This is a genomic window from Gordonia sp. 11cp, from assembly GCF_057767225.1.
In genome coordinates this window covers 1594697-1621585 of sequence record NZ_CM173437.1, presented here as the reverse complement: position 1 = coordinate 1621585, position 26889 = coordinate 1594697, and the positions used below count along the sequence as shown (strand labels likewise).

Genomic DNA, 26889 nt, shown 5'->3' with positions numbered 1-26889 from the left:
ACGCCTCAGCCGACGGCACGCTGCTTGATGCGCGCGGTGAGCTCCTGGACGTGGTCGTACACCCGTCGCCGCTCGGCCATCTCCTTGCGGATCTTGCGTTCGGCGTACATCACTGTCGTGTGGTCGCGATCGAAGGTCTCACCGATCTTCGGCAGCGAGAGATCGGTGAGCTCCCGGCACAGATACATCGAGATCTGACGTGCCTGCGCGATCGACCGTGTCTTACCGGGACCGCGCAGTTCTTCGAGGGAGATGTCGAAGTACTCGGCGGTGATCGCGAGGATGCTCGCCGCACTGACCTCGAGCGTCCCCGAGTTGGGCAGCAGCGCCTGGAGAACGACGTCGGCGAGGGACTTGTCGAGTGCGGCGTCGTTGAGCGAGGCGAAAGCCGTGACCCGGATCAGCGCACCTTCGAGCTCGCGGATGTTGCGTTCGATCTTCGACGCGATGAGCTCGAGGACGTCGTCGGGCACCGCGATGTTGTCCATCTGCGCCTTCTTGCGCAGGATGGCGATCCTGGTCTCCAGATCGGGCGGCTGCACGTCGGTGATCAAGCCCCACTCGAACCGAGTGCGGAGCCGATCTTCCAGTGTCGCAAGCTGTTTCGGTGGACGATCGGACGAGATGACGATCTGCTTGCTCGCGTTGTGCAGCGTGTTGAAGGTGTGGAAGAACTCTTCCTGGATACCTTCTTTGCCCACGAGGAACTGGATGTCGTCGACGAGCAGGACGTCGACGTCGCGATAGCGACGCTTGAACGCGACCCGCCGGTCGTCACGAAGTGAGTTGATGAAGTCGTTGGTGAACTCCTCGGTGGAGACGTACTTGACCCGCATACCGGGGAACAGACGCTGCGCGTAGTGCCCGGCGGCGTGCAACAGGTGCGTCTTGCCGAGACCGGACTCACCCCAGATGAACAGCGGGTTGTAGGCCCGGGCCGGGGCCTCTGAGACCGCCACTGCCGAGGCGTGCGCGAAGCGGTTCGACGCGCCGATGACGAAGGTGTCGAAGGTGTACTTGGGGTTGAGGTTCGCACCCGTTGCCGGTGGCGTCGACGTGGGTCGCTCGGCGAAATACGACGCCCAGTCGCCGGACGGGCGTGTGGACTCCGCCACCGGGGCCGAGGCCAGACCGGCGCCCACCGGGGCCGCGGAGTGGTCGGCGGCCGCGGCCGGTACACCGAGGGACCGACCTTCGGCAGCCGGCGCCTCGGGTGCCGGCTCGTCGTTGCGCGGAGTCGCGATACGGACGCCGAGGTCGACGGGTTCGTCGAGGTGACGGCTCAGAACCGAGCGGATGGTCTCACGGAGATTGCGTTCGATCTGCTCCTGGACCAGCGCCGTCGGCACGGTCAGCAGAGCGAAACCCTCGGTGAGGGTGAGGGGTCGAACCAGCGACAGCCATGCCTTCTGCTGGCGTGTCAGTGGTTCGTGGTCGCGTGCGGCTTCGTCGTCGTTGAGTTCGGCGACGACCTGCTGCCACACCTCGCCGAATGAGTCGCGGTCTGAAGTCACGGGGCTGGCCTCCTGGTCCGGAAAACTACCAGCGTTGACGAGACTGGTGACATCGGCGCCGGGAGACCGTCTCTTTCCACAGGGTTATCCACACCTGTGTACAAAGGTGACGACGAGCTGGGGACTTCGGTCTGAAGCCAGGTCCCGAGGAACTTCCTCGACGGGACGGGTGGCCGACGCTGTGAGTGAACGTAACAGAGGTCGCAGAGGGTCACAAAGCGATCGGGACGTTTGACTCGAATCTGCTGAGAATCTTGCTTTCGTGGCCCAGAACACACTGGTCGGGAGCGGTGTCGGCGGGGTGACGCCGTCGTTTGATTTGAACGCTCGGTGTCAGTAGTCTCGACTGGTCATCCAGGTTGCGGATTTGCGCGGCGATCTTTCATGTTCGCCGAGTCATCACCGACACCAGTTCGGCACCGTCCTGGATCAACAGACCAACGACAACATGTGGGTCATGCCCGGGTAACCGGTGTGTGCCCACAGGGAGCACAAGGAGTCACCGTGGCCAAGGGCAAGCGTACTTTCCAGCCGAACAACCGTCGTCGCGCACGCGTGCACGGTTTCCGTCTGCGCATGCGGACCCGCGCCGGGCGTGCCATCGTCAGCGGCCGCCGTTCCAAGGGCCGCGCGAAGCTCACCGCCTGATCGTCGGCTCTCACCGGATCCCGGTTGCGGATCCGGTCAGCTGTTCGATGACTGCGCCCCTTCATCGGATCTCACGGGGATCCGACTTCTCTCGCACCCTCAAGTCCGGTGCGCGGGTGAACAGTCGTGACTTCGTCGTCCATCTCGCGATGGTCGGTCGTCACTGGCCGGACCCTCGAGGTCTGCGTCGCGACGTGGCGATGTCCGGCGGACCCTGGCTCGGCCTGGTGGTCAGCAAGTCCGTCGGCAACGCGGTGACGCGCCATCTCGTCGCTCGTCGTCTGCGCGCGGCGTTCGCGGGCGCGTCACATCTGCTTCCCGACGAGACCTACGTGGTCGTCCGCGCTCGTCGCAGCGCGGCAGATCGATCCAGCGACGAGCTCGCCGATCAGCTACGTGACGCGTTCACGAGCAGGCGGGTAGCCGGTCTGGCCGACGCCGTCTCGGCTCCGGCCGACGGGGCGAGGTCGCAGCGATGAGCGGCACCTCCGGCACCACGTCGTCGCCTCAGCCCCACGTCGAGTCGGCGGCGATCCACCCCGACCCGTCGATCGGACGCGGTGCTCGCCTGGTGCGCGGATTGCGTCTGCTCCCCCGCCGCACCGTCATCTTCCTCATCGAGCTGTATCGCACCTGGGTGTCCCCCATGCGCCTGCCATCCTGCCGCTTCGAGCCGACCTGCTCTGGATACGCGGTCGAAGCACTCGACCGGCACGGCTTCCTCTACGGCTCGGTGCTGTCGATCATCCGGCTCGCCAAGTGCGGGCCGTGGCACAAACCCGGCTACGACCCGGTCCCCGAGCGCGGCTTCGGAGACCTGTGCCGCGACCTGTGGAGTGCGGTCACCACCGGAACACACCGACCTCGAAACCATCAGCACGCGTCCGGCGAGACGCGTGCCCTGTGAGTACAACAAGTGAGGGGTAACTGACCCGTGCTCGACTTCATCTATTACCCGGTCTCCGGGATCATGTGGGTCTGGCATTGGCTCTTCAGCCATGTCACGCCCGACTCCCCCGGTGGCGACGGGATCGCCTGGGCACTGTCGGTGGTGTTCCTCGTGTTCACCCTGCGCGCGATTCTCTACAAGCCCTTCGTGAAGCAGATCCGCACCACGAAGAAGATGCAGGAGATCAACCCGCAGCTCCAGGCGATCCGCAAGAAGTACGCCAAGGATCGGGTCAAGATGACCGAGGAGATGCAGAAGCTCCAGAAGGAGCACGGGTTCAACCCGCTGCTCGGCTGCCTTCCGATGCTGCTGCAGATCCCCGTCTTCATCGGTCTGTTCCACGTGCTGCGGTCGTTCAACCGTATGGGCACCGGCATGGGCCAGCTCGGTATGAGCGCCGCGGAGACGCGTTCGCAGGGCAACTACGTCTTCAGCGCCGAGCAGGTGCAGAACTTCCTCGACGCCCGTCTCTTCGGTGTTCCGCTGTCGTCCTACCTCGTCGAGCCGGCGACCGAGTTCCAGGCGTTCGTCGAGCCCGGGTCCCCCATCGACTTCACGCGTCCGCAGATCGCGTTCGTCGTCGTGCCGATGATGATCGTCGCCTCGATCGCGACGCACCTCAACTCGCGGGCCTCGGTGGCCCGCCAGCCGGAGGCCGCGCTCGAGAACCCGCAGACCCGGATGATGAACAACCTTGCGCTGTACATCTTCCCGATCGGCATCCTCGTCACCGGTCCGTTCTTCCCGGTCGCCATCCTCTTGTACTGGATGAGCAACAACATTTGGACCTACGGGCAGCAGCACATCGTCTTCGGGCACATCGCCAAGGAAGAAGAAGAGGCCAAGCTTCTCAAGCAGGAGAAGCTCAAGGCGAATGCGCCGAAGCCGGGCGTGCGGCCCGACCGCAAGAAGCGCCCCGCGGCCACGAGCGGCAACGGCGCCGAGCCGACGGGTGTGTCCCTCTCGAAGGACGGGACCGCGGACAAGTCCGGCACCGATGGAGTCGAGCCAGAGGTGTCTGCGCCCGACGACGCAACCGCGGCAGCAGCGGACACCGGCGTGGGTGCCAAACCCAAGCCGGGCCAGAAACCCGCGCGCCCCGGCCCCGGCGCCGCACCGGGCAAGAAGCAGAACCACAACCGCGGAAGCCGTTCGACCGCCAAGCGCGGCAACAAACGCGGTGGCAAGCGTTGACCGCCCCAGACTTGTTCGATGAAGCACAGAAGTTAGGTGAATGAGATGACAGCAGAGACTGCAACTCAAGCCGGTACAGATGCCGAGGCATCGGCCGTGGCCCAGACGGAGGATCAGTCCGACGACGCCGCACAGACCGTCGCCGGTGACGGGGCTGTGGTGGAGAACGACGCCACCGAAGCGGACAACGGCGCGGACGACACCGTCGAGGACACGTCGGGTGAGACCGATGACGCCGCGGACATCGATGATGACGACTCGGATGATGACTCCGACGATGACGACGACGAGGACGACGAGGACCGTCTTGTCGAAGAAGGCGAGATCGCCGGTGACTACCTCGAGCAGCTTCTTGACGTCCTCGACTTCGACGGCGACATCGACCTCGACGTCGATGGCGACCGGGCGGTCGTCAGCATCGACGGTGGCGACGATCTGACCAAGCTCGTCGGCCGCAAGGGCGAGGTCCTCGACGCGCTTCAGGAGCTGACCCGCCTCGCGGTGCAGCAGGCGACCGGCGAGCGCAGCCGCCTGATGCTCGACATCGCGCGCTGGCGCTCGGATCGCCGCGATCGGCTCGCACGCCTCGGTCGCGAGGTCGCCGAGCGGGTGCTGGCGTCCGGCGAGCGCGAGGCGCTGGATCCGATGACTCCGTTCGAGCGGAAGATCGTGCACGACGCGGTGGCCGTCGTCGACGGCGTCGTCAGCGAGAGCGAGGGCGCGGAGCCCAAGCGTCGCGTGGTGGTCCTTCCCTCCTAGTCCGCACTCCCCTCCCCCGCGGAGGCGATCAGGCCCCGACCGATGGTCGGGGCCTGATGTGTTTCCGGGACCGGACTCGCGGGGGTTGGCAGGCTGTCACGGAGAGTTACATGGTTGTTGTTTCACGTGAAACGAGGGTGCTTCGGAAGGACGCCGAGCTCTCGTTCGTCGTTGTGATCCGGCGTCGCAAGGGACCGCGGACTGTCGAGGCTCTGCTGCGCGAGCGCTGCCCGCCGCCCGAGCCCGGCCGCCCGAGCGCGCTGCCGGCGGGCTGTTGCGGGCGTTGTCCTGACGCGATGCGGTGAGGTAGCCACGCCTAGGCTTCTGCGGAGGGCGGCAGGGACCATCGAATTCCCCGGCACGGGTTCGTGGGCCGTGGGTGTCGCGGGAGCCGAGACTTCGGCGCGCCGGGTCAGGTGAGGATGTGTTCCGACCGCTGTAGTCGCCGATGCCCGTCCCACACCTGGCCACCGTTCGTTCGCACGAACCAATGCCGCCGAACCACATCAGGCGGCGGCGGCCGAATGCACGAGCCGGAACTTGCGCTGTGGATAGGTGTCCTCGGCGGGGCCGGCCCAGGTCCTGTGAGCGGTCGCGGAGCAAGGGCTTCTCGTCAGCTTGCGGGCGCGCTCGTAGAGGTCGAACGCGCGTGACTGCGGCCGGCGCGGAGGCGAGCGATACGGTCGGTGACGCTGGTAGGCCGCGCGGACAGTGCCGCGATGATCGGGGTCCCGTCGCCTTTGCCTCGACCGTCGGAGAGCTGGCGTCCGCTCTCGAGAAGCCGAGGCCCACGCCCAGTGCCGCGCGGCGAGGGCGCTGCTGGTGACCGTCCTCGGGTCGCGCCGCCGATACATGCGTCACGAGATCAGGGCGGTGTGGATGGTGAGCGACAGAGCTGTTCGGACTGGGACTGGGACTGCTTCTGGCGAGGTGGCGTCCACTTACGCCGCGCGATGGATCCCCTGCCGGGTGGCTCCACCGAATGACAACGATGTTGTTTCACGTGAAACAGTGCCCGGACGTCCGATGTGTACCGACCCGACGGGCGCATAGGTTTCACGTGAAACACTAGATACCGAGTCCCATCCGAACGGAGGCGAAGTGCCGTCTGACGCACAACCCGAGCACGAGCACGATCTGGACGCGTTGGCGGTTCCGCCGGCTGCGGCCGCCGACATCTTCGGCGAGCGGTTGAAGCTGGCGGTCGACTACTGGCGAATCCTCGCGACCGATGGAATCGATCACGGCCTGATGGGTCCGCGGGAGGTACCTCGCTTGTGGGACCGGCACATCCTCAACTGTGGAGTGCTCGGCGAACACATCTCGGACGGCGCGCGAGTGATCGACATAGGCAGCGGTGCGGGACTGCCCGGGATACCCCTCGCCATCGCGCGCCCGGATCTGTCGGTCACGCTGATCGAACCACTGCTCCGACGCAGCACGTTCCTGGAGCGCACAATCGCGGCGCTCTCGCTCGACAATGTGACCGTGGTCCGGGGGCGCGCTGAAGAGAAATCCGTTCGCGCCGCAGTCGGCCTGGCAGACGTGGTCACGTCTCGGGCGGTCGCTCCCCTGGAGCGACTGTCGAAGTGGTCCGGTCCCCTGGTTCGCCCGGGCGGGCAGATGATCGCGATCAAAGGATCGTCAGCGGGCGAGGAGATCGAGCGTGACCGCGCGATCGTGGGCCGCTCTGGAATCACTGACCTGACGGTGCGCACGTGCGGCGATCGGTTCCTCGAGACGCCGACGACCGTGATCGTGGGGACGAAGAACGAACGGTCGCGGAGCGGCCGCTCCGGACGACGCTGAGGAGGCGATCGGATTGGTGTGGAGTCCGCGGAGGGCGCAGAATAAGAGGCGTTCTGTCGGCACCTCTGAAGGTGCTGCAATCGACGCTTCCGCGGCAGTGGGATCGGCGGCTCCAGCCGCCGGCGGTACTGGCGCGAGTCCTTACGAGGTCGGTCAAAGGAGTCCACGCGTGGTCGATCAAGACCCGAATGTTTCACGTGAAACCTCGGCAGGGGGCCGCCCCGGTACGGACGGGCAGCCGTTCGCCGACACCCCTATCGCCATGGCTGCGGAACGCGCGAGCCAGGTCCTGACTCCGGGGGGTGCCGGGCAGCTCCCGAAACCTCCCCATACCCGAATCATGACTGTTGCCAATCAAAAGGGCGGGGTCGGAAAGACCACCACCACGGTGAACCTGGCAGCGGGTCTCGCGCTTCGCGGACTCCGGGTTCTCGTCATCGACCTCGACCCGCAGGGCAACGCCAGTACTGCACTCGGCATCGATCATCGCGCGCAGGACATCGCTTCGGTGTATGAACTGCTGCTCGGTGAGGTGACGCTGAAAGAAGCGGTTCAAGAGTCGCCGAGTCAGCAAGGTCTGTTCTGTGTACCGGCGACGTTGGATCTGGCCGGAGCCGAGATCGAGCTGGTCTCGCTCGTCGCCCGCGAGAACCGTCTACGTAATGCGCTCGCCGATGACATTCTCGCTGAGTTTCAGATCGACTACGTATTCATCGACTGTCCCCCATCGCTCGGGTTGCTGACCGTGAACGCGATGGTGGCCGCTCGTGAGGTTCTCATCCCGATCCAGTGCGAGTACTACGCACTCGAAGGGGTGGGACAGTTGCTGCGCAACATCGAACTCGTGCAGGCACATCTCAACCGCGAACTCCACGTCTCCACGATCGTGCTGACGATGTACGACGGCAGAACGAAGCTGGCCGATCAGGTCGCCGAGGAAGTGCGTCGCCACTTCGGCGACAAGGTCCTGAGCACGATCATCCCCCGCAGCGTCAAGGTTTCGGAAGCACCCGGATACGGGATGACGATCATCGAATACGACCCAGGCTCACGTGGTGCGATGAGTTACCTCGATGCGGCGCGCGAGCTGGCACTGCGCGCGTCCCGGGAAGCGTCGGCGTGACCCAATTCGTCGACGGTTCACGTGAAACGCTGACCGAGCACCACCACCGCGAAAGGGAGTACCAATGAGCCAACGGGACACCGCTCAGCGTCGGGGCGGACTCGGTCGTGGACTGGCCGCACTGATTCCGACGGGACCGGCCGAAGACCAGTCGGACGCCCCTCGCCTCGGCAACGCTGCGGCCGATGTCGTGATCGGCAGGGGTCCGGCGGCGCCGACCGGCGACGCGAAGGACTCGTCGACCACCCCCTCGACAGCTGCGGGAACGCAACCCCTCAGCCCTGAAGAGGCGGGCGCGGTGTACCGCGAACTCCCCCCGAAGCAGATTCAGCCGAACCCGAGCCAGCCCAGAACGGTCTTCGACGACGAAGCCATGGCCGAGCTGGTGCACTCGATTCGGGAGTTCGGGCTCATGCAGCCCATCGTCGTGCGGCGCCTCAAGAAGCCCACCGCCGACGGAATCGGCTATCAGATCGTCATGGGTGAGCGCCGTTGGCGGGCAAGCCAGGAGGCCGGGCTCGAGGCGATTCCCGCGATCGTCCGCGAGACACCTGACGGCGACATGCTGCGGGACGCATTGCTCGAGAACATTCATCGAGCACAGCTCAACCCCCTCGAAGAAGCGGCGGCCTATCAACAGCTGCTCGAGGAGTTCGGCGTCACGCACGAGGAGCTGGCTACTCGCCTTGGTCGCTCCCGGCCACTCATCAGCAACATGATCCGGTTGCTCAAACTGCCGATCCCGGTCCAACGACGTGTTGCCGCGGGGGTGTTGTCGGCCGGCCACGCCCGTGCACTCCTCTCTCTCGAGACCGGGAGCGACGCGCAGGAGGCACTCGCCGCGCGAATCGTCGCCGAAGGTCTGTCGGTACGGGCGACGGAGGAGGCGGTGACGCTCGCCAATCGTGGAGATGGGCCGGATGCCAAGTCACCGACTGCACCGAAACGCCGTCCGATGCAGATGCCGGGACTGCAGGATCTCGCGGAGAGACTGTCCGACAGTCTGGACACCAGGGTTACAGTCAGTCTAGGGAAGAGAAAAGGCAAGATCGTGGTGGAGTTCGGCTCGGTCGACGACCTGGAACGCATCGTCCAGTTCATCGATCCGAAGAAGTGAACTCAGGCGCGAGATTTTCGGTACCACCTAGACGCGGAAGTAATGTCACTGTGACGATAGACGAACCCGACGGGCAAGTTTCCATCGAAAGGTGTTGTTGCTCAGACACTTTGGTGGTCTCGGGCGCGTTCACCCGGAGTGCGCTGACATGAGTGTGTCCGTCACCCGCTTGGATCTGGAATCTTTCGCCTCACTCCCCCAGCACACTCGCAAATGTGTCTTCTGGGAAGTCGAGCCGGCGACCGAGACCAATCGTGCCGCAGGAATGACGGCGGCGGGCTTCAGCGACTTCGAGCCGTACGAGAGCGAGTTCGACAAGGAGGCGTGGATCTCGGGTCTGCTCCTCGACTGGGGTGCCTGCGGTCAGGTTGCGATCGAGTCCGGTACGAACAGTGTCGTCGGCACAGCGTTCTACGCACCTCCGAATCGAGTTCCTCGATCACAGCACTTCCCCACCTCGCCGGTGAGTCACGACGCAGTGCTGCTCACCAGCATCCGTACCGAGCCCGGTTACGACGAGGTGGCCACGATCCTGCTGGACGCGGTACTGGGCGATCTCATCCGACGCGGTGTCCGTGCGGTCGAATCATTCGGACTGGTGCGGAACGGGACGGGCACCGACCTGTTCAAATCAGTCCGCGGTGCGGCAGGACTGGCCGATGAGGTCGAGTTCTGGTCGGATGAGGCCATCGCCGAAGTCACGCGCGAGATCCTCGACGACCCGCAATCCGATCTCTGCACGTCCTGTATGAACGATGCGTCGTTTCTGAAGGACTCCGGATTCGACGTCGTGTCGTCGCACCAGCGGTTCCCGCGTTTCCGGCTCGAGCTCGACGAGGGTCTCGGATGGAAGTTCGAAGTCGAGAGTGCGCTGCAGAAGCTGGTGGTCATGGCCCAGATCGATCTGGCCGGCCGGCAGCAGACGGCGGTCCCGGTGGGAACCGGGCCGCGTCCGATCAGCGAGCGCCGTTCTCCGCTGCCAGCAGATCTGCGAAAGTGTAGGTGCCCGTAGGACGATCGTCCTGGTCGAGCAGGTACAGACGTTTCACGGCGACGACGATGGCGTCGGCGATCACGTTGCGCCAGTTTGAATCCCCAAGCACCGCAGCGTCGTCGGGGTTGGTGATGTATCCGATGTCGATGAGGGCGACGGGCATCTTCGTGAGTCGCAGGAGGTCCCAGGTGCGCTCGTGGGTTCGGCAGTCCGTCAACGGTGTCCGCGCCGCTATCTCGCGCTGGATGAAGCCGGCGAGGTTACGGCCGATCGTCGAATACGAGTTGTTGTTGCCGAAGTAGAACGACGCGACGCCGTTGGCGCGCGGATTCCGGTAGTGCCCACACCGCAACGAGATCATCAGGTCGGCGTCCATCAGGTTGGCGACACGAGCACGCTCGTCGTCTCCGGGACGTCCACGCCCGTCGTGGGAGAGGAACGTCTGCATCCCCGTGGCGGCCATGCGACCTTCGAGGCGAGCACCCAGGTCCCAGAGCAGTTCGGACTCGCGGTCGGCGACCTCATCGGTCGACAGCGCGTGAAGTCCGCCGGATCCGGGGTCGATGAGAATCCGCTTGCCGGACAACTGGGGACCGGATCGTCGGACATGCTCTTCCTCGCGGATGGCGTAGGGAGAACCGCCGGTCACTCGCGTACCGAGACGCTCGAGCGAGCGCAGCGTGGCCGGGCCGCAGATCCCGTCGGAGGCGAGACCGTACTCGCTCTGGTACAGGCACACGGCGTTGTGCGTCGTCAGCCCGAAGACGCCGTCGACGAGGGAGGTGAAGTAGCCGAGATTCTGCAGCCGGCTCTGCAGGGTGGCGACGTCGTCGCCGACCATGGGCGCCGACAGCTGATACGACAGCACACGGGCTCCGAGACGGTAGGACGCCTCACGCAGAACCCGGTAGGTCGCCGGCCCGACGATGCCGTCGACGAGCAGGCCGCGTTCCTGCTGGAATGCCCGGACTGCCCGGTCACAGGCTTCGTCGAAGACGGCGTCGGGCGGATTCCACCCGTTCGTCGTACTGCCGTTTGTGGCGCTCGAGGTTCCGTCGGCGGGCAACAGTCCGCGTCCGACCAAGATGGCGCGGATCTCGGCTACCGCCGAGCCGTGATCACCAAGTCGGAACACTGGCATCTCGTCACCCCTCGTACGAATCGCGGCAGGTGCGGTTCTGCGCGATGTGCGATGTACGCGAAGCGGTACACCGGTCAAACGTCAGCCTGCATTCTCGCAGCTGGACTTCACTACACCAAACTGCCCGTGGTCGGATCGTCCCGGCTCAGAGCACAGGGGTCTCCCGTCGAGACCACGGCCGACACTACCAACGCGAACAGTCCGCGGGTGGAACGGCAGCGTCGTTCACCCGTCGGACTGTCGCGACGATATGGAGATAACGGCAGGTCGTCAGGCCGACTGGCCGACGATCGAATCCAGCTCTCGGAGCAGGGCGGCCTTGCCCTTGGCGCCGACGATCGTCTTCACCGGCTGACCCTTGTCGAACAGGATCATGGTCGGTATCGACATGATCTGGAAATCACGCGCGGTCGACGGGCTCTCGTCGACATCGAGCTTGGCGACGGTCAGTTTGTCGGCGTGGTCACGCGCGATCTCCTCGAGGACCGGAGCGACCATGCGGCACGGTCCGCACCAGGTGGCCCAGAAGTCCACCAGGACCGGCTTGTCGGCGCCCAGAACGGCGTCCTTGAACGTGGTGTCGGTGACTGCAACGGTGTTTGCACCCATGATGTGACCTCCTTGGTCGAACCGGGCTGTGATGCCCGGGTGGAATGTGGTGTGACGGCTCAGGCGTGTGCCTGAACTGCGTCGATCTCGGAAACGGCGGCCGCTTCGGCATCGTCGACGGTGAGGTCGGCCGCTTCACCCTGCTCGGCCAGCCAGCGCTCTGCGTCGATGGCGGCCGAACATCCGCTGCCCGCGGCGGTGATGGCCTGGCGGTACGTGTGGTCGACGAGGTCGCCCGCGGCGAACACGCCGGGCAGGGAGGTGAGCGTCGTACGTCCCTGAACCAGGACGTAGCCCTCGGGATCCAGATCGACCTGCCCGCGGACCAGCTCGCTGCGCGGATCGTGGCCGATCGCGACGAACATGCCGGTCACGTCGAGAGTGCTGACCTCGCCGGTCCGCGTGTCCTCGACCTTCAGGCCGGACACCGACCCGTCGCCGACGACGGAGTGGACGGCGGCGTTGGTGACGAAGCGGATCTTGTCGTTGGCGCGTGCGCGCTCGAGCATGATCTTCGATGCCCGGAACTCGTCGCGGCGGTGGACCAGGGTGACGCTTCGCGCGAACTTGGTGAGGAAGGTGGCCTCTTCCATCGCCGAGTCGCCACCGCCGATGACGGCGATGTCCTGGTCTTTGAAGAAGAATCCGTCACAGGTCGCACACGCCGACACTCCGCGCCCGAGGAGTTGCTGCTCCCCCTCGACGCCGAGGTAGCGTGCCGCGGCACCCATGGCGAGGATGATCGCGCGGGCCCGGTAGACCTCGCCGCCGACCTCGACCTCCTTGATCCGGCCGGTCAGCCGAACGGTGTCCACGTCCTCCATGCGCAGGTCGGCGCCGAAACGGATCGCCTGTTCGCGCATCTCGTCCATCAATGCGGGACCCTGGATACCGGTCTGGAACCCGGGGAAGTTCTCCACCTCGGTGGTCGTCATCAAGGCGCCGCCGAACTGGGTGCCCTCGAAGACGATGGGAGATAGCTCGGCGCGCGCGGCGTAGATCGCTGCGGTGTACCCGGCAGGACCAGATCCGATGATGATCAACTCGTGGATCTGCTGGGTCTCTGGCTGGCTCACTTGTCCTCCGTGCTGTGGGTTGAGCGAGACCCGCCCAGTCGAGGCGGGTCACGGCTGCTTCAACACCAGGGTAAGCGGAGATGTTCCCAGGGACGCGCTACGTACCCCGGCCGGTCCGCCCCCAGCGTGTGGACGCATCGGTCACCCGCCGACGATGCCGCGCGAGATCAGCGCCGGGTTTCCGAGGTCACAGTCGAGGCCGACGATCAGTGCGTCGAAACGTCCCGCGATGCCGGTCGAGAGGAGGATCGCCGCGGCCCCGGAACCGTCGACGAGGATGCGGCCGGAACCCACGATCACGACATCGGCCGAGACACGATGGGCGGCGGTACAGCGGCGGAGCGCCTCGACGGACCCGAATGGTGCGCCATCGGTCCGGCCGAGAACCGCGAGTGCGACCGCGACGTCGGCGGGCCCGCTCCCGGCCGGGGCCGACGACGACTGTGCTCGAGGTGTCCGGTCGGGAGTCGCGTCGGAATCCGAGACCAGCCGCAGGACTCCGAGGGACCCGGCCGCCACGACGACGACCGCGGCGGCGGCCACGAGCATGCGGGTGGCCGTTCGGCGGTGGCTGCGTGCGGACGGATCGACGCTCCGGCGCCCGCGGCGTGCGGCGGCCAGGTCGACCGGTGAGGGTGCCTCTCGTCCCAGCGCGGCGAGAGCGGCCGCGACGTCGTCACGCACGTTGTCGGGAACGGGAGCCGGCGCCGGTCCGGCGGCGCGCAGGTCGAGGGCGGTGCGGTCCAGGGCGGCCAGGATCGATTGCGCAGCAGGGTCATCCGCGATCTGGGAACGAATGTGGGCCGCCACGTGGTCGGGCAGCGCACCGGCGTGGAGGTCGGCTAGGATGTCCGCCGAGTACGGCGGATCGGGCAGATCACTCGTCTCGTGGTCATCGGGTCCCCGAGGGGTCATGGTGTCAGTCTTCCATTCCAGGGGTCGCGGGCGTTCGTGGTGTTCGCGTCGGGTCGGCGTCGGATACTTGGACGCGTGCCGCCCCGATTCGGTTCCCCCGTGATCGCGATCGGCCGGATCGCGGTCGACGTCGTCCGGTGGGACCGGTCAACCGTCACGCAGATGGCCGAGGACCTGCGCGAGCTTGAGACGGCCACGCGCGCATCGACTCTTGATCGTGCCCTCGGCGACCCCCAGGATCGTCGCCGCCTCCGCGACCGTGTAGCCCTCTATGTCGACGGCGACGATGGCCGCTCGCTGGCCTTCCGGGAGGACGTGCAGGGCACGCCCGATCGACACCGACAGGTCGACCGCGGCGATGTCGTCGGTGGTGGCGGCGATCGACGCCACATCCCACTCCGGGAGCGGCACGGTCCTGCGAACCCGGTTGCGACGGATGCGATCGAGCCCGGCATTCACGACGATTCGATGGAGCCAGCTCGTCACCTTGGCATCGGACCGGAAGTCATGCGCGGTCCGGTGGGCGGCGAACAGGGCGTCCTGCAGGGCGTCGGCGGCATCCTCGGGATTCTGGCTCGTCCGCAACGCCACGGACCACAGGTACTCGAGGTGCCGGTTGATCAGATCGGAGAAGGCGTGTGGGTCACCGGCGAGGTGGGCATGCAGGAGTTGCTCGTCGGTACGCGTGTCGGTCGCGTCGTTCCCCCCGGGCATGGGCTGAGAGTAATGGAGCCGACATCGGGTCATCCGATGGAGCGACGCCTGTGCACAGATGCCCGTGAAATGCGGATTCTTCCTCAGGCCGGCCGGTCAGGCCTGCAGGCGCGCACGTACCGCGTCCATCTGTGACCGCAACTCGCCCTCGTCGATGACACCCCGGTCGAGCAGGGTGTGTGCCAGCGCGACGAGCTGGTTCTCCGGGTAGGGCAGGTCGGCGTAGATCGTCGACGACAATCGGTCCTCGTCGTCGCGTCGTTCGACCGCACCGGGGGTGTCCGCGCACGCCGCCGTGGAGTCGGCGACCCGGTCGAGTGCATCGCAGAGTCCGTCGAGGCTCGTCTTCCATGGCGGAACCGGGTTCTCCACACCGTATTTCGCCGCCATGCGGTGCCACACCTGGTTGCGCTCGACGATCTCGTCGAGCGGGCGATGGGAAGCGGCGTGTCCGTCGTCGGTCATGTGGCTACTCCCCCGCCGGGTGGACGGCCGGCCGGATGGTGGAGACGACGTTGGTGGTGACGCCCGGTTTCGGCAGGGCGACGCCGATGAGGCAGTCGCGGGTGATGATCTCCGACAACTGCTGCTCGGTCCATCCTTCGGTACCCTCGGGGCGCTGCGGCATCACCATGAACCGATGTTTCTGATTGGAGTCCTGCACGCGCACCGAGACTCCATCCGGGAGTTGAAGTCCGAACTCCGACAGTACTTGTCGGGGCCATCGCACCATCCGGCGACGGTAGTTCGGGGTTCGGTACCACTCGGGTGAGTTCCCCAGGATGGGACGCGGGTAGCACGAGCACAACGCGCACACGATCACGTGGTGCACGGTGGGGGTGTCGGCCAGGATCTCGAAAGCCGTGAAGTCACTGGGTGTTCCGAATCCGGTCGGTTCCAGCCAGTCGACACCGACCTCCTTGCTGGCCGCCATCGGGTCGTCGAGTGCGACCTTCTCGAACTCGGGATCGAGCCAGGCCCGGGCGACGAGTTGCGCGGCGGGCGTCGGTCCGATCTGCTCGGCGAACTCGGTGAAGCGTCGATGTTCCTCGGCAGTGAAGAGCCCCTTCTCGATGCAGAGCTCACGCAGCGCGATCTCGAGCACCTCGAAGTCGGTGATCTCGTCGACCATCGGCTTGACCGTACGGTCGTGGTCGTGGTCATGAGAGCCGTGGTCGTCGCTCATCGGTCTTCGTCCTCTCCATCGGCCGATTCGAGCCAGCGTTCGGGGATCTCGGTCTGCAGGGTGTCGTCGGCGGGCCCGGTGTAGCCGTGCCAGAGGTCGCCCATGGCGAACCGGATCACGTAGAACCACTCCGGTTGGGCATCGGAGAGACCCCAGGTCTCGTCCTCGGGCGCGGGGCTCTCGTAGGCGACGGCGGCGACCTCGCCGATGGCCCCCCGGACGTATTCCGGTGTGCGCGTGTACAGCAGGACGGGAAGCTCGCGCACTCGGACCCGGTCGCCGATCGCGAACGCGGCGTCACCTGCCCGTCCGGCATAGATCTGCGGGTCGCCGACCCCGATCGCGTGGCGGTGATGGGTGTTCCGGGGAACGTCGGATCCGTCGCCCACGCTGCGGGGCCGGGCTTCGAGGCGCCGGCCCTCGAGCCCCCCGGCGTATCGCTGTCCGACGTCGAGCATGCGCTCACTGAGCTCACCGAGCGCGATGTGGTGTTTCTCGACGAGAATCCTCGCGACGGCCAGCAACCAGCGTCCGTAGTAAGGGATTCCGAGGTAGACGGCGCGACCGACGTCGACGTTGCCGATTCGACGCCGCTCCTCGGACAACCAGATCCCGCGCCAGGCCAGCACCTCACACATGACGTAGGTCATGTGCTCCCATTCCTCGTAGGCCTTGCCCTCGTAGGTGATCGGGGCGTCGGGCTCACCGCCGACGTCGTGCACAGGCTTCATGTAGGCGACGAATCGGCTGTGATCCAGGAGATCGGGCGTCGGCGCATCCGGCAGCTCGGGATACGAGGACTTCAGTCGCGCAACGAGATCGAGTTGCCTCGCACGTTCTTCGGCAGTGCTCACCGGACACCTCCCGGACGCCATGTCCGATATTGTCGAGCGCAGTTGCGGGAGAATTTACACGCAGTCAGCAGGATCCCGAGGCGTTTTCTCCGACCCCGGCGGCACCCGGCGAGCCCCCGTGCTCCCTGAGGTGTGAGCGAAGCGAGCGCCCCGTGCTCCCTGAGGTGTGAGCGAAGCGAGCGCCCCGTGCCCCCTGAGGTGTGAGCGAAGCGAGCGCCCCGTGCCCCCTGAGGTGTGAGCGAAGCGAGCCTCGAAGGGTCAGGTGAGGAGCCGGCCGTAGGCCGCGACGAAGAGCTCCACGCACACGTCGAGGATCTCGTCGAGCGCGAAGCGCTGCGTGTCGGACTCCCCCGCGCCCGCGACGTACCAGTCGACGAGCAGCTGGGTGACCGCTCCGACGAGGCCCACCGACGCCAGGCGCTCGCGGTCGGACGGCGGTCGCGCACCACGGGCCAGCGCCAGGATGAGTGCCGCCCAGTCGTGGATGGCGCGCATACGGACACGTTCGATCTCCGGGGACACACCCACCACTTCGACGAGCATCACCCGTGCGCGTCGGGGATCGTCGGCGAGGCAGGACATGAAGGCGCCCAGGGCGGCACGAGCGACATCCGGAACACGTTCGGCAGCAACACCTTCCGAAGAACCCAGGAGTTCGGGATCGGCGTCGGCGATCTCGGCGGCGGACCGTACGGTCGCCGCCCGGACGAAGGCCACACAGTCGTCGTACACGGCGACGAGCAGATCGGCGCGGTCGGTGAACGACTCATAGAAATATCGCTGCGTCAGACCGGCGTGGTCGCAGATGCCCTTGACCGAGACCTTGGCGTACCCGTCGGTACCGAAGGTGTCGAGTCCGGCCGCGATCAGAGCGGCGCGACGACGTTCCCGGCGCTGCGTCGGGTCGGCCCCGCCATACCGACGTCCGGGCGAATTCTCCGACGGCGATGGCAATGGCGGCGTCGACGCCGACGGGGACGGCTCCGGCACGGACGCCACGCGATCTCCCTCCGACTCTTTACAGCGCTACTTCTGACACGATACCTTGTCAGAATGAACTGACATGGAGTCGTGTCAGATGATGTCGTGAGGGGTACACCGTGTTGGAGTTCTTGCCGGAGCCGATGCGTGAGCCGACGGTGCTCGCGATCCCGTTCTTCGTCACTCTGCTCGCCATCGAATGGTTCGCCGCGGCCAAACTGGAGCACGACGAGCACGCGCTGACCGCGGACGGTGCCGCCGAGTCGGACATCGCCGGACGACCCGGGCAGGCGCCGCCGGGCGCCTACGACTCCCGGGACGCGCGGTCGAGCGTGTCGATGGGACTGGTGTCGATCGTGACCAGCGCCTTCTGGAAGTTCCTCGGTCTACTGCTGTACACCGCACTGTTCGCCTATGTCGCCCCGTGGCAACTCCCGGCGGACGAGTGGTACACGTGGGTGATCGCGTTCGTGGGCGTCGACCTCCTCTTCTACTGGAGCCATCGCGTCTCCCACCGGGTCCGCCTGGTGTGGGCGACCCACCAGGCCCATCACTCCAGCCAGTACTTCAACTTCGCGACGGCCCTCCGGCAGAAATGGAACATCAGTGCTGCGGTCCTGATGTGGATTCCGCTCCCGCTGCTCGGGGTCCCGCCGGCGCTGGTGTTCGCCGCCTATTCGCTGAACCTGATCTACCAGTTCTGGATTCACACCGAGCGGATCGGAACCATGTGGGCGCCCTTCGAATTCGTGTTCAACACACCGTCGCACCATCGCGTGCACCACGGCTGCGACCCCGAGTACCTCGACCGCAACTACGGCGGCGTCTTCATCGTGTGGGACCGCATGTTCGGCACGTTCGCCCCGGAAGTCCGGCGCCCGCGCTACGGATTGACCAAACCCGTCGACACCTACAACATCGTCCGACTGCAGACGCATGAGTATGCGGCGATCGCGCGGGATGTCCGCGCCGCGTCGTCGTGGCGTGCCCGCCTCGGCTACGTCTTCGGACCACCGGGGTGGACGCCCCGCGATGTCGGACCGGACGCACCGGCCCCGGCGTCGACCCCGACGGCCGTCACCGGCTCGACGACGGCGGAACCGGCCGCCTGAGTTCGGCCGCGCGGCACCACGATCGGCGCGTCAGCCCGCCATCGTGATGCGAGAGATCTCGGCCTGGTAGCCGCTTCCCGAACTCGGCAGACTCGTGAGCCAGACCATCACGTATCGGGTGGTCGGCGCCTGCGCGATCGGAATCGTGGTCGACGCCTGGTCCACCTGGCCCGACGCCACCGTCGTGGTCCGGGCGAAGGCCGGGCGGGCCGACGGCGCGGTACGGATCTCGACACCGATGCCCGGCGTCGGACTCTCGATGGTGACCGACCGGACCGCGCGCTCCGTGCCGAGGTCGAACATGAGTCCCAGCCCCGGCTTGAGTCCGCCGAAATCCGGTCGGCCGCGGTAGTTGTCGGTCTGCCACGGCGGCGCGGCGCCGGTGATCACATTGCGCACGTTCGCCGAGTTGTCCGGCGTCTGCGCGGAGAAGTCGACCACCGACACCGATTGCAGCGCGATGGGCTGCGGTGCGGCCGGTGTCGCGGGGGTCGGTGGCGGGTTGGCGCCGGGCGTGGGCGCGGGTTCGCTGGTGGTCAGGATCGAGTCGATGTCGCTCGGCCCGCTGCTGCCCCCGAAGACGTTGGTGGCACCCACGATCAGCGCGATGACGATGAACAGCGCCAGGAGGCCGGCGCCGATCAGCAATGCCAGGTTGCGGCGCGGCGGCTTCTCGCCGCCGCCACCCAGACGCGGTGTCACCGTCACCGGCGGCGGAGCGTCGGCGTCGGTGATCGCCGGCAGCATGTCGGTGTTCAGGTCGACCACGGTGGCCTGATCGAGGACGTGCTGCACGGTGGCAGCGGTGCGGATGCCGCGGGATCCGTCGAGTGCGCGCGCGGCGACCGCCGAGATCTCGAACGGGATGTCGGGCTTGGCGACGCGCGGCTCGACGGGTTGTCCGTCCTCGCCGGGGGTCGCGACCGGAATCCCGCCCACGGGTTCGGTGCTGTCGGCGGTGGTGATCAGCCGGGAACCGTTCGCCGGGTCGAGGGCCCAGCGGTTCAGCAGCAGCGCGTACAGCACGGCTCCGAGTCCGCGCACGTCGGACGCCTTGTCGTCACCGGCGAGGGTGCCCGGGAAGGCGAGAACAGCATTGCCGTCGTGGCTGATGCGGATGCGATCGGGATGGTCGATCGACAGCGCACCACCGGAGCGGTGGGCGATCTCGGCGGCCGCCGCGAGCGAACGCACCGCACGAGCGGCCCCGATCGGCGACGGTTCGGACCTCGCCACATCGGCCAGCGACGACCCCGGCACCCACTCGGCGACGACGATCCCGCCCGACGATCCGCGGACGACGTCGAGGACGCGTGCCACCCCGTCGGAGTTGATCTGGCCGAGACGCAGGGTGCGCGACAGCACTGCCTGGGGTCCCTGGTCGGAGATCCTCGCGCCCTGGCCGCGTTCGGGTGGCGGAGCCAGTTGCTCGGCGTCGACGAAGGTGAGCGCGACCTCGCGGTCGAGATTGATGTCCTGCGCCCGCCAGAACTGGAGTCCGCGGGTGCCGCCGTGTTGCTCCAGCAATCGGTATCGACCGCCGGCGACCGCCGCGCCGGGGACGAGGCGGGGTCCGCGGCGGCGTGGGCTCGACGAGTCGTCGGTGGTACCGGTCGTGCCGGTATCGGCAACGGCGGGAGTCGGGATCGGCGGAGTGGGTGCGTCGCCTGCTCCGGGCTCGGCGGGCGGCCCGGTGGCAGCAGTGGTGTCGATCTCACTGTCACTCACGCGACGGACTCCTCTCCTGCGGTATCTGATGTCGCGCGGTACCGGCGCGCGCTCCGGGATGGGACGCACATCCCGCGTCGCGCCGATGGCGCCACCGGAGTGTACGGAGTACGACTGCCACGTCGCGGTACCTCTGTCGAAGCGGCGCAGCACCTGTACCTGACCAGAGTACGGGAGCGATTCGTCGCCGGTGACCCGCGGAAACTGAACTGTGATCGCCGGTGACTGTTCACGTTCGGGCTGCGGCGGCGGTGCGAGGGACGGGATGAACCGGCCGAGGAGTCGTCGTACCGCGAGGCCGATCGCGACGACGTCGGGCACGCGGGCCGCGGCGAGGCCCGCGTAGGTCACCGCGAGCACCACTGCCGCGGTCAGCCCGAGGTAGAGAACGGATCCCACCTTGCCCAGCCAGCCGATCATCTGGTCGAGGCCGGTCAGTTTCGCGACGGCCCACACCGTCGCGGACACTCCGATCGAGACGGCGAGGGTGACGACGGACGTGCGTGCCACATCGGAGAGCCGTGCCCCGTGGAGCCGGCTGCGGAGCAGGAAATGACCGACGACGGCACCGACGAGATAGCCCAGGCCGTTGGACAGCGCGAGCCATCGCACGATGAGTTCCGGATCGTCGAAGAGCACCGGCCCGAGGTACGACGACGCAACTTTCACCACCGTGATGCCCAACGCGATGAACGTCGGGGTCCACGCGTCCTCGCGCGCGTAGAAAACGCGGAGCTGGACGAGTGTCATCGAGTACGGGATGAGCGTGAACGCGCCCCAGGACAGCACCGAGCCCAGCTGCGACGCGGACGCCGCGTCGAACTTGCCGAAGTTGAACACCGCGATGGCGATGGCCGGTCCGAAGAACGTCATGAAGGAGACGACCGGGACCAGCGCGACCATCGTGAGCCTGGTGGCCAGCGACAGGTCGTCGACGACGGCCTTGGTGTCGTCCGCGGTGGCGTTGCGGGACAGCCTCGGCATGATCGCGGTCAGGATTGTGACGCCCAGCACGCCGTACGGGAGCTGCAGCAACTGCCAGTGTGTGAAGTAGATGCTGACGCCCGACGCGTCGGCCGACGACGCGATCCGGTAGGTCACGATCAGGCCGACCTGGAGAAGCGCGACGTACGCGACGATGGCGACCGCCATGTTCCCGAACTGGCGAAGCCGGGCATCGATGCCCCATTGGAGGCGGAGACGCACCCCCGACTTGCGCAGGAACGGCACCAGGATGAGCGCCTGCAGGACCACACCGGTCGTGCAGCCGATGCCCAGCACCAGGAGCTGCGGATCCGACATCCGAACGGGATTGAGTGTGATCTCGCCGGGCACCACCGCGTAGAGCACGAGCGTGCTGATCTGCACGACGTTGTTCAGGACGGGCGCCCACGCACCCGGCTTGAAGTGCCCGCGCAGGTTGAGGATCGCGATGAACAGCGCGGACAGTCCGTAGAACAGGATCTCCGGCAGCAGCAGGTAGGCCAGCGCGGTGGAGAGCTCGCGATTGACCTGCCCGTCTCCCAGATTGAGGTAGGTCAGCAACGGCGCCGCGATCACCGCCACCACCGTCGCGGTCCCGAGGACGACGACGGTGATGGTGAAGATCCGGTTGATGAACCCCTCCCCGCCATCGGGGTCCTCGGCTTCGGCCCGGGCGAGCAGCGGGATGACGATCGCGGTCAGGACGGCACCGAGGACGACCTCGGCGATCATGTTCGGCAGCACGTCGGCGGCCTGAAACGCCGACGCGATCGCGGGTCCGAGCATCGCGAGGATCAGCACCGTGCGCAGGAAGCCGGTGATCCGACTGAACAGGGTGGCGATGGCGATCGACCCGCTGGTGCGCAGGATGCTCGAGTCGGAGTCGCGCGCCAGCCCGGTCGACGACGCCTTCTCACCCGACGCCTTCTCGTCCGACGCCGCGACGTTGGTCACCGGGCCGCCCGGCGGCCGGTCGGGCGCTGGCGCGGTCATGACCCGCGTGTGGCCCTGAGCGGGTGACGCGACGGGTCGGGCCGGCGCGGGTGGGGTCGACGCCGGTGGGGGCGCTGCCGGCGCGGGCGGGCGGGGCGTCGGCGGACGGCCGGCCGAGGGAGCAGGCCGACCGGGTCGTGCATTCCCCGACCGCGGGTCGGCGGCTCTCGGCGTGTCGGTCCTCGGGTCGGGAGCTCGCGGCGGGGTCGATCGCGGGTTCGGGGAACCCGGCGGGATCCTCGTCGGGGGAACCCGGTCACCCGGTGTCCGGTCCGGCGGGAGCCGTCGGGGTGCGGCGCGCTCGGGACGTTGGTGCGGCGCCGGGCCGGGGTTCCCCGACCGCGGCGCGCGCGGCTCATCGTTCCAGGTCACGTCGCTTCTGCCGCCGTCCTCGGGTCGTCTGATGTCGGTCATGAGGGGTCATCGCCCGGTTCCTCGCCAAGCATCCGACCCTCGCTCTGCAGGGTACGGCGTCGTTCCTGATACCCGCTTCCGGCGAGCATCCGCTCGAGTTCGTCGGGTTCGGGCCGATCGGCATCGGCGGGATCGGGCTGGCCGCGGAAACGATGCCACAGTCGGCGGGCGGTGAGCAGGACGAGCGCTGCCGCGGCGAGAATCGTGATGTAGAAGAGCGGTTTGCCGTAGGCGTTGGTGTGCACGGACAGACTGATCGACTCACCGAGCGGCACACCGGTGACCGTCGACAGCCGGATCTCGACACTGATCGCCTCGGACGTCTCCCCCTGTGTGGGCAGCTGGATCTGTCGGGTGCCGCGGGCCGGGATCTCGATGACGCCGAGGTCGCCGATCTCGATGTCGGCCGGCTCGGACGTGGTGATCCGGGCACGCACCGGCAGGGCGAGGTCGTTCTTCACGACCAGCAGCAGCGGACTGCGTTCGGAGGCCAGCGTGTAGCGGCCGCCGGGATCGAGGATCGTGACCGACTGGGCCATCCGATGCAGGGTCGACGACACCGCGTCGATGCGTTCGGTCTGCGTCCGTCGCAAGTGCGTGTAGACGGCCGAACCCCATGCGTCCGGCGAGCGGATCGCGCGCAACTGGTCCTCGCGCAGCGGGGACATGTAGCGCTCGGGGGTCGCGGCGACGTCCGCCGAGCGCACCAGGGCGCCCTCGAACTGCCAGCTGTCCTCGACATTGCGCCGGATCGATGCGGTCGCGTCGGTCGTCAGCACCGACCCGATGCGACTGATCGGTCCGACCCCGGGCGGGTCGATCAGTCGTCCCTGCTCGGGCGCGGACCCGAGTTCGGACACAAGCGTCGCCAGCGGTGTCGGGGTCGCCGCACCGGACTCGAGCAGCAGGCGCGCGGTGGTGAACAGGGCCTCGGCGTCCGCGCCGGTCGGTGACCAGTACGTCGGCGGCACGAGAAACGCCGATCTGCCGACGACCGGGTCGCGGGGCGTCGGCCGGGCATCTGACCCCGCCGGATCGGACTCCGGAGCGGCGATCGCCGGATACGCCAGCGCGCCGATCGCACTCTGACGCCGGCTCCCCTCGGACTCGTCGGACAGGTCGACTCGCTGATCGGGTGGCGTCAGCGCGGGGGTGGACGGTGCGGTACCGATGGCCGCGAAGGACGCCGTGACGGGTGCGTCGTAGGTCTGCGCCGCGAGTTCACCGATCCGGTAGCGGCCGGCGTCGTCGCGGCGACCGGTCGGCGCGACGGAGTTCGACGACACCGCGGTCGCGGCGAGCTGTGCGGCGGTCAGCGTCGCCGCGCCGTCGGAGTCGATGGCGCCGAGGGCCGGTATCGACAGACCGCGGACGCTCCGGACGCCGAGCACGGTGTCGACGATGTCGGCCGGCGAGCGCAGCGCGGCCTCGGTGAGTCCGGCGTTGCCGATCCGGGACAGCGAGTTCAGGTCCGCCTGCGCATACGGCAGCGCCACCACGCACATCCGCTGTGCGGTCCAGCGCAGGGTGTCGAGCCAGCGGCCGGCCGCCTCGGCGCCGCTGCCCGGGCGGGTCGACGACCTGGGGTCGGCGGGATTGTCGGACACCTCATATCCCAGTGACATCGCGCGCACCGTGACGAGGAGGTCGGGATCGATGGCGAGGCACATGCTGTCGGCGAGTTTCTCCGACCCCGGCAGGGCACCGGGTTCCGGGCTCTCCGATGTCTCGGACGGGGGAGCGTCCGACGCGACCGAATCCGACTTCGCGGGCGGGGGTTCGCCGACGACCTTCTGCAGGGAGGTCAGCAGCTCGTCGAGCCGCCCACCGTCGGCGACGGATCGCGCCAGGTTCTCGTTGATCAGCCGGACCGGTTCGGTGTTGCCGCCGAGCACACCGGGTGCGAGCTGCGGCGGCGCGGCCAACGGCCACAGCATGGTCATGCGCGCCGGACTCGACAGGTTCGCCGACACCGAGCCGTCCGGTCCCAGACCGGTGACCGGGTCGGTGTCGGAGTACTCCGTGGACGGGTCGACGTACCCGGCGGCCCGGGTGTCGTCGGGCGGCAGGGACAGGACCGGTAACAGCATTCGTGATCCCGCGACCTGCGCGGTGTCGCCGTACTCGGGGGTGCCGTTGACGTTGACCTGCATCGGGTACACACCGGTCCGGGAGATGGCCAGGCCCTGGCCGTCGGGACCGTTGCTCGACGAGAGCGCCATCGACATGCGGAACCCGACGCTCTCGCCAGGTGCGAGCGAGTCGGAGAGATTCTCGAACGGACCGGCCACCGCGACCGCCGGATCGTCGTCGGCCAGATCGGTGCGCAGTCCGGCGGCGGACGCGACCGGGTCCCCGCGCTCGAGCCGGATGGTGAGGTCGGTGATGGACCGGTCGCCGACGTTGTCGACGCGGCCGCTGACGGTGACGACCGGCCGGCTCGTCGTGGTCACGATGCTCGGCGTCATCGAGTCGATCACGATGCGGGCGAACCTGCTCGGAGACTCCTGATCCGACGTGTCGGAACCGGTGTCGGACCCGCTGGTGCTCGTCTCCGGCGCCGCCGACGCCGGTCCCGTCGCACCGGACAGGACCGTCAGACCGAGGACGGCCAGGACAACGGCCAGTGCCGCGGCCGCGCCGGACCGCGTCGCACGCGACAGCGCGAAAGGTCGGGACGAACGGGGTGCGGCGGAGGACGGGCGCGGGTCAGCCATCGCCTGCCGCTGGCCGTCGAGGACGGCGTCGGCGCCGACGAGGACGAGCCGGGGGCGGCGGCTCGTTACGGCGCTGGTTGCGCGCGGCGGCGGCTTTCTCATAGGCGTTGGGTTCGGTGCGAATGCTCTCGGCCTCGGACTGGGCCAGCCGGGTCGGGTCGGCGGCGAGTTCGGCGATCACGCCGCGGGCCATCCGGGCGAGTCGTCGCTCGTCAGAGTACGTGAGGCGACGCGGGAGCTCGTGCAACGGCACCCAGGCCACCTCGGACACCTCGTAGTCGGCGTCGGAGAGTTCGCCGCCGATGCACCGCAGAAGGTAGTGGTGCACCGTCTTGTGGATTCGACGCCCCTCGCTGACGAACCAGTAGTCGATCTTGCCGAGCGGGGCCACCACCGTGCCCTGGATACCGGTCTCTTCCTCGACTTCGCGGATCGCGGTCTGCTCGGCGGTCTCGCCGGTCTCGATGTGGCCCTTGGGCAACGACCACATGGTGCGACCCCGCCGGTCGACCCGGCCGATGAGCGCAGCCGACAACTGATCGACGGGGAGGTCGAGGTCGGAGATGACCAGACCACCCGCAGAGGTCTCGCGCACCGTCCGGAGCTTCTCGTTGCCCGCGCGGTCGGAATGCGCGCGCTCGGCGGCGGGACGCTCGGATCCGCGGTCGGTTCGCGACGCGCGTCGTCGTCCCTTCGACGCCTTGCCGCCGGCCTGAGCCGAACCCGCCTGGGCCAGGCCGGTCTTGGTCAGCTTGGCGCTGACGGCGACCATGTCCGAGGGCTTGGGTGGCGTGACACGGGGCCGCGCGCGGTCGGGATCGACGGGGAGTTTGTCGACGGGTTCGGCCTCGACCGGGTCCGGGCATGCGGGATCGGAGGCGCGGGCGCGTGCGAGGTCGTTGGGTGTCGGGTGGTGCGTCGAGGGCGCCGGTTCGGAGGCCGGATTGGGCGAACCCGGTTTGTGGCCCGGCCGGGAACCCGCCTGAGCGGGATTCGGCTGTTTGTTCTTCGGCTGTGTATTCGAGGACTGCGGATGACCGCTCTGCTTGTGCGAAGCCGGGGTGTGCGCCGCCGAGGTACCTCGCGCCTCGGATTTGCGACGGCCCCGGCGTCGACGGCCGCGCCGGGCACGGCGGCCCTGGCCGGCGGGGTTCTGGTCGCCCTGTCCGCCGCCCTCGCCGTGCGCACCCGACGAGACGCCGCTGACGTCTGAAGGGTTGGTGGAGGAATCGGTGGACACTCCACGATGCTAGCGGCTGGTCACCTGCAGTTTGTCCGGACGCCTCCCAGGACGCGTAGGTTGTGGAATCCCGCCTCGGGGGTGCGCCGGAGGTGTATGAGCGGTCGGCGACGAACTG

The 26889-nt window shown here is 67.6% G+C and carries 23 protein-coding genes; 10 read left to right on the top strand and 13 right to left on the bottom strand.

The window, feature by feature from the left end; genetic code table 11:
- Positions 1-5 precede the first annotated feature (5 nt).
- The gene (gene dnaA / locus AC3B6C_RS07105; protein ID WP_488375536.1) at positions 6-1514 is read right to left on the bottom strand and encodes a chromosomal replication initiator protein DnaA; all 1509 of its coding nucleotides are present in this window, start codon (positions 1512-1514) and stop codon (positions 6-8) included.
- Positions 1515-2018: 504 nt separating this feature from the next.
- Here dnaA and rpmH point away from each other — a divergent pair.
- The 9 genes from rpmH (at position 2019) to AC3B6C_RS07060 (ending at position 10125) form a co-directional block, all read left to right on the top strand.
- On the top strand, positions 2019-2162 hold the full coding sequence (gene rpmH, locus AC3B6C_RS07100; RefSeq protein WP_004020968.1) for a 50S ribosomal protein L34: 144 nt from the start codon (positions 2019-2021) through the stop codon (positions 2160-2162).
- A gap of 47 nt (positions 2163-2209) precedes the next feature.
- On the top strand, positions 2210-2641 hold the full coding sequence (gene rnpA / locus AC3B6C_RS07095; RefSeq protein ID WP_010843058.1) for a ribonuclease P protein component: 432 nt from the start codon (positions 2210-2212) through the stop codon (positions 2639-2641).
- The gene (gene yidD, locus AC3B6C_RS07090) at positions 2638-3069 is read left to right on the top strand and encodes a membrane protein insertion efficiency factor YidD (protein WP_488375535.1); all 432 of its coding nucleotides are present in this window, start codon (positions 2638-2640) and stop codon (positions 3067-3069) included. Before rnpA ends, yidD begins: the two co-directional genes overlap by 4 nt.
- A 27-nt stretch (positions 3070-3096) precedes the next feature.
- The gene (gene yidC / locus AC3B6C_RS07085; RefSeq protein WP_488375534.1) at positions 3097-4305 is read left to right on the top strand and encodes a membrane protein insertase YidC; all 1209 of its coding nucleotides are present in this window, start codon (positions 3097-3099) and stop codon (positions 4303-4305) included.
- Between the two features lie 45 nt (positions 4306-4350).
- Positions 4351-5064, top strand: coding sequence for a Jag family protein (locus tag AC3B6C_RS07080; protein WP_488375533.1), 714 nt, complete (start codon positions 4351-4353; stop codon positions 5062-5064).
- A 1101-nt stretch (positions 5065-6165) separates the two neighbouring features.
- Positions 6166-6873 carry a 16S rRNA (guanine(527)-N(7))-methyltransferase RsmG gene (gene rsmG, locus AC3B6C_RS07075; protein ID WP_488375532.1) on the top strand — a complete coding sequence of 236 codons (708 nt, stop codon included), beginning with the start codon at positions 6166-6168 and terminating at the stop codon, positions 6871-6873.
- A gap of 169 nt (positions 6874-7042) precedes the next feature.
- Entirely contained in the window at positions 7043-7996 is a 954-nt protein-coding gene (locus AC3B6C_RS07070; protein WP_488376234.1) for a ParA family protein, read from the top strand.
- A gap of 64 nt (positions 7997-8060) precedes the next feature.
- Positions 8061-9113, top strand: coding sequence for a ParB/RepB/Spo0J family partition protein (locus tag AC3B6C_RS07065; RefSeq protein ID WP_488375530.1), 1053 nt, complete (start codon positions 8061-8063; stop codon positions 9111-9113).
- 148 nt (positions 9114-9261) lie between these two features.
- Positions 9262-10125 carry a hypothetical protein gene (locus AC3B6C_RS07060; protein ID WP_488375529.1) on the top strand — a complete coding sequence of 288 codons (864 nt, stop codon included), beginning with the start codon at positions 9262-9264 and terminating at the stop codon, positions 10123-10125.
- Here AC3B6C_RS07060 and AC3B6C_RS07055 read toward each other — a convergent pair.
- The 9 genes from AC3B6C_RS07055 to AC3B6C_RS07015 form a co-directional block, all read right to left on the bottom strand.
- Positions 10070-11248 (bottom strand): N-acetylmuramoyl-L-alanine amidase, encoded by a 1179-nt coding sequence (locus AC3B6C_RS07055; RefSeq protein WP_488375527.1) that lies wholly within the window; start codon positions 11246-11248, stop codon positions 10070-10072. The genes AC3B6C_RS07060 and AC3B6C_RS07055 overlap by 56 nt on opposite strands.
- A 270-nt stretch (positions 11249-11518) precedes the next feature.
- Positions 11519-11857, bottom strand: coding sequence for a thioredoxin (gene trxA / locus AC3B6C_RS07050; RefSeq protein ID WP_010843067.1), 339 nt, complete (start codon positions 11855-11857; stop codon positions 11519-11521).
- A gap of 59 nt (positions 11858-11916) precedes the next feature.
- The gene (gene trxB / locus AC3B6C_RS07045; RefSeq protein ID WP_010843068.1) at positions 11917-12933 is read right to left on the bottom strand and encodes a thioredoxin-disulfide reductase; all 1017 of its coding nucleotides are present in this window, start codon (positions 12931-12933) and stop codon (positions 11917-11919) included.
- A gap of 141 nt (positions 12934-13074) precedes the next feature.
- On the bottom strand, positions 13075-13848 hold the full coding sequence (locus AC3B6C_RS07040; protein ID WP_488375525.1) for a hypothetical protein: 774 nt from the start codon (positions 13846-13848) through the stop codon (positions 13075-13077).
- Between the two features lie 147 nt (positions 13849-13995).
- Positions 13996-14562: an RNA polymerase sigma factor SigM gene (sigM, locus tag AC3B6C_RS07035; protein WP_010843070.1), complete on the bottom strand. Its 567-nt coding sequence runs from the start codon at positions 14560-14562 to the stop codon at positions 13996-13998.
- Positions 14563-14658: 96 nt separating this feature from the next.
- The gene (locus AC3B6C_RS07030; RefSeq protein WP_014928721.1) at positions 14659-15027 is read right to left on the bottom strand and encodes a hypothetical protein; all 369 of its coding nucleotides are present in this window, start codon (positions 15025-15027) and stop codon (positions 14659-14661) included.
- Between the two features lie 4 nt (positions 15028-15031).
- Positions 15032-15748 (bottom strand): thiocyanate hydrolase subunit gamma, encoded by a 717-nt coding sequence (scnC, locus tag AC3B6C_RS07025; protein WP_488375524.1) that lies wholly within the window; start codon positions 15746-15748, stop codon positions 15032-15034.
- Complete coding sequence (locus AC3B6C_RS07020; protein WP_010843073.1) at positions 15745-16602, bottom strand: SH3-like domain-containing protein; 858 nt, start codon at positions 16600-16602, stop codon at positions 15745-15747. Before AC3B6C_RS07020 ends, scnC begins: the two co-directional genes overlap by 4 nt.
- Before the next feature lie 258 nt (positions 16603-16860).
- On the bottom strand, positions 16861-17601 hold the full coding sequence (locus tag AC3B6C_RS07015) for a TetR/AcrR family transcriptional regulator (protein ID WP_488375523.1): 741 nt from the start codon (positions 17599-17601) through the stop codon (positions 16861-16863).
- Positions 17602-17702: 101 nt separating this feature from the next.
- On the opposite strand from AC3B6C_RS07015, the gene AC3B6C_RS07010 reads away from it, so the two are divergent.
- On the top strand, positions 17703-18695 hold the full coding sequence (locus AC3B6C_RS07010) for a sterol desaturase family protein (protein ID WP_488375522.1): 993 nt from the start codon (positions 17703-17705) through the stop codon (positions 18693-18695).
- Positions 18696-18725: 30 nt separating this feature from the next.
- On the opposite strand, the gene murJ is transcribed toward AC3B6C_RS07010, so the two are convergent.
- The 3 genes from murJ to AC3B6C_RS06995 all read right to left on the bottom strand — a co-directional run bounded on the left by murJ (position 18726) and on the right by AC3B6C_RS06995 (position 26771).
- On the bottom strand, positions 18726-22400 hold the full coding sequence (gene murJ / locus AC3B6C_RS07005) for a murein biosynthesis integral membrane protein MurJ (protein ID WP_488375520.1): 3675 nt from the start codon (positions 22398-22400) through the stop codon (positions 18726-18728).
- Positions 22401-22810: 410 nt separating this feature from the next.
- Entirely contained in the window at positions 22811-25633 is a 2823-nt protein-coding gene (locus AC3B6C_RS07000) for a hypothetical protein (RefSeq protein ID WP_488375519.1), read from the bottom strand.
- Positions 25524-26771, bottom strand: coding sequence for an NUDIX hydrolase (locus AC3B6C_RS06995; protein WP_014928714.1), 1248 nt, complete (start codon positions 26769-26771; stop codon positions 25524-25526). Before AC3B6C_RS06995 ends, AC3B6C_RS07000 begins: the two co-directional genes overlap by 110 nt.
- Between the last annotated feature and the right edge of the window lie 118 nt (positions 26772-26889).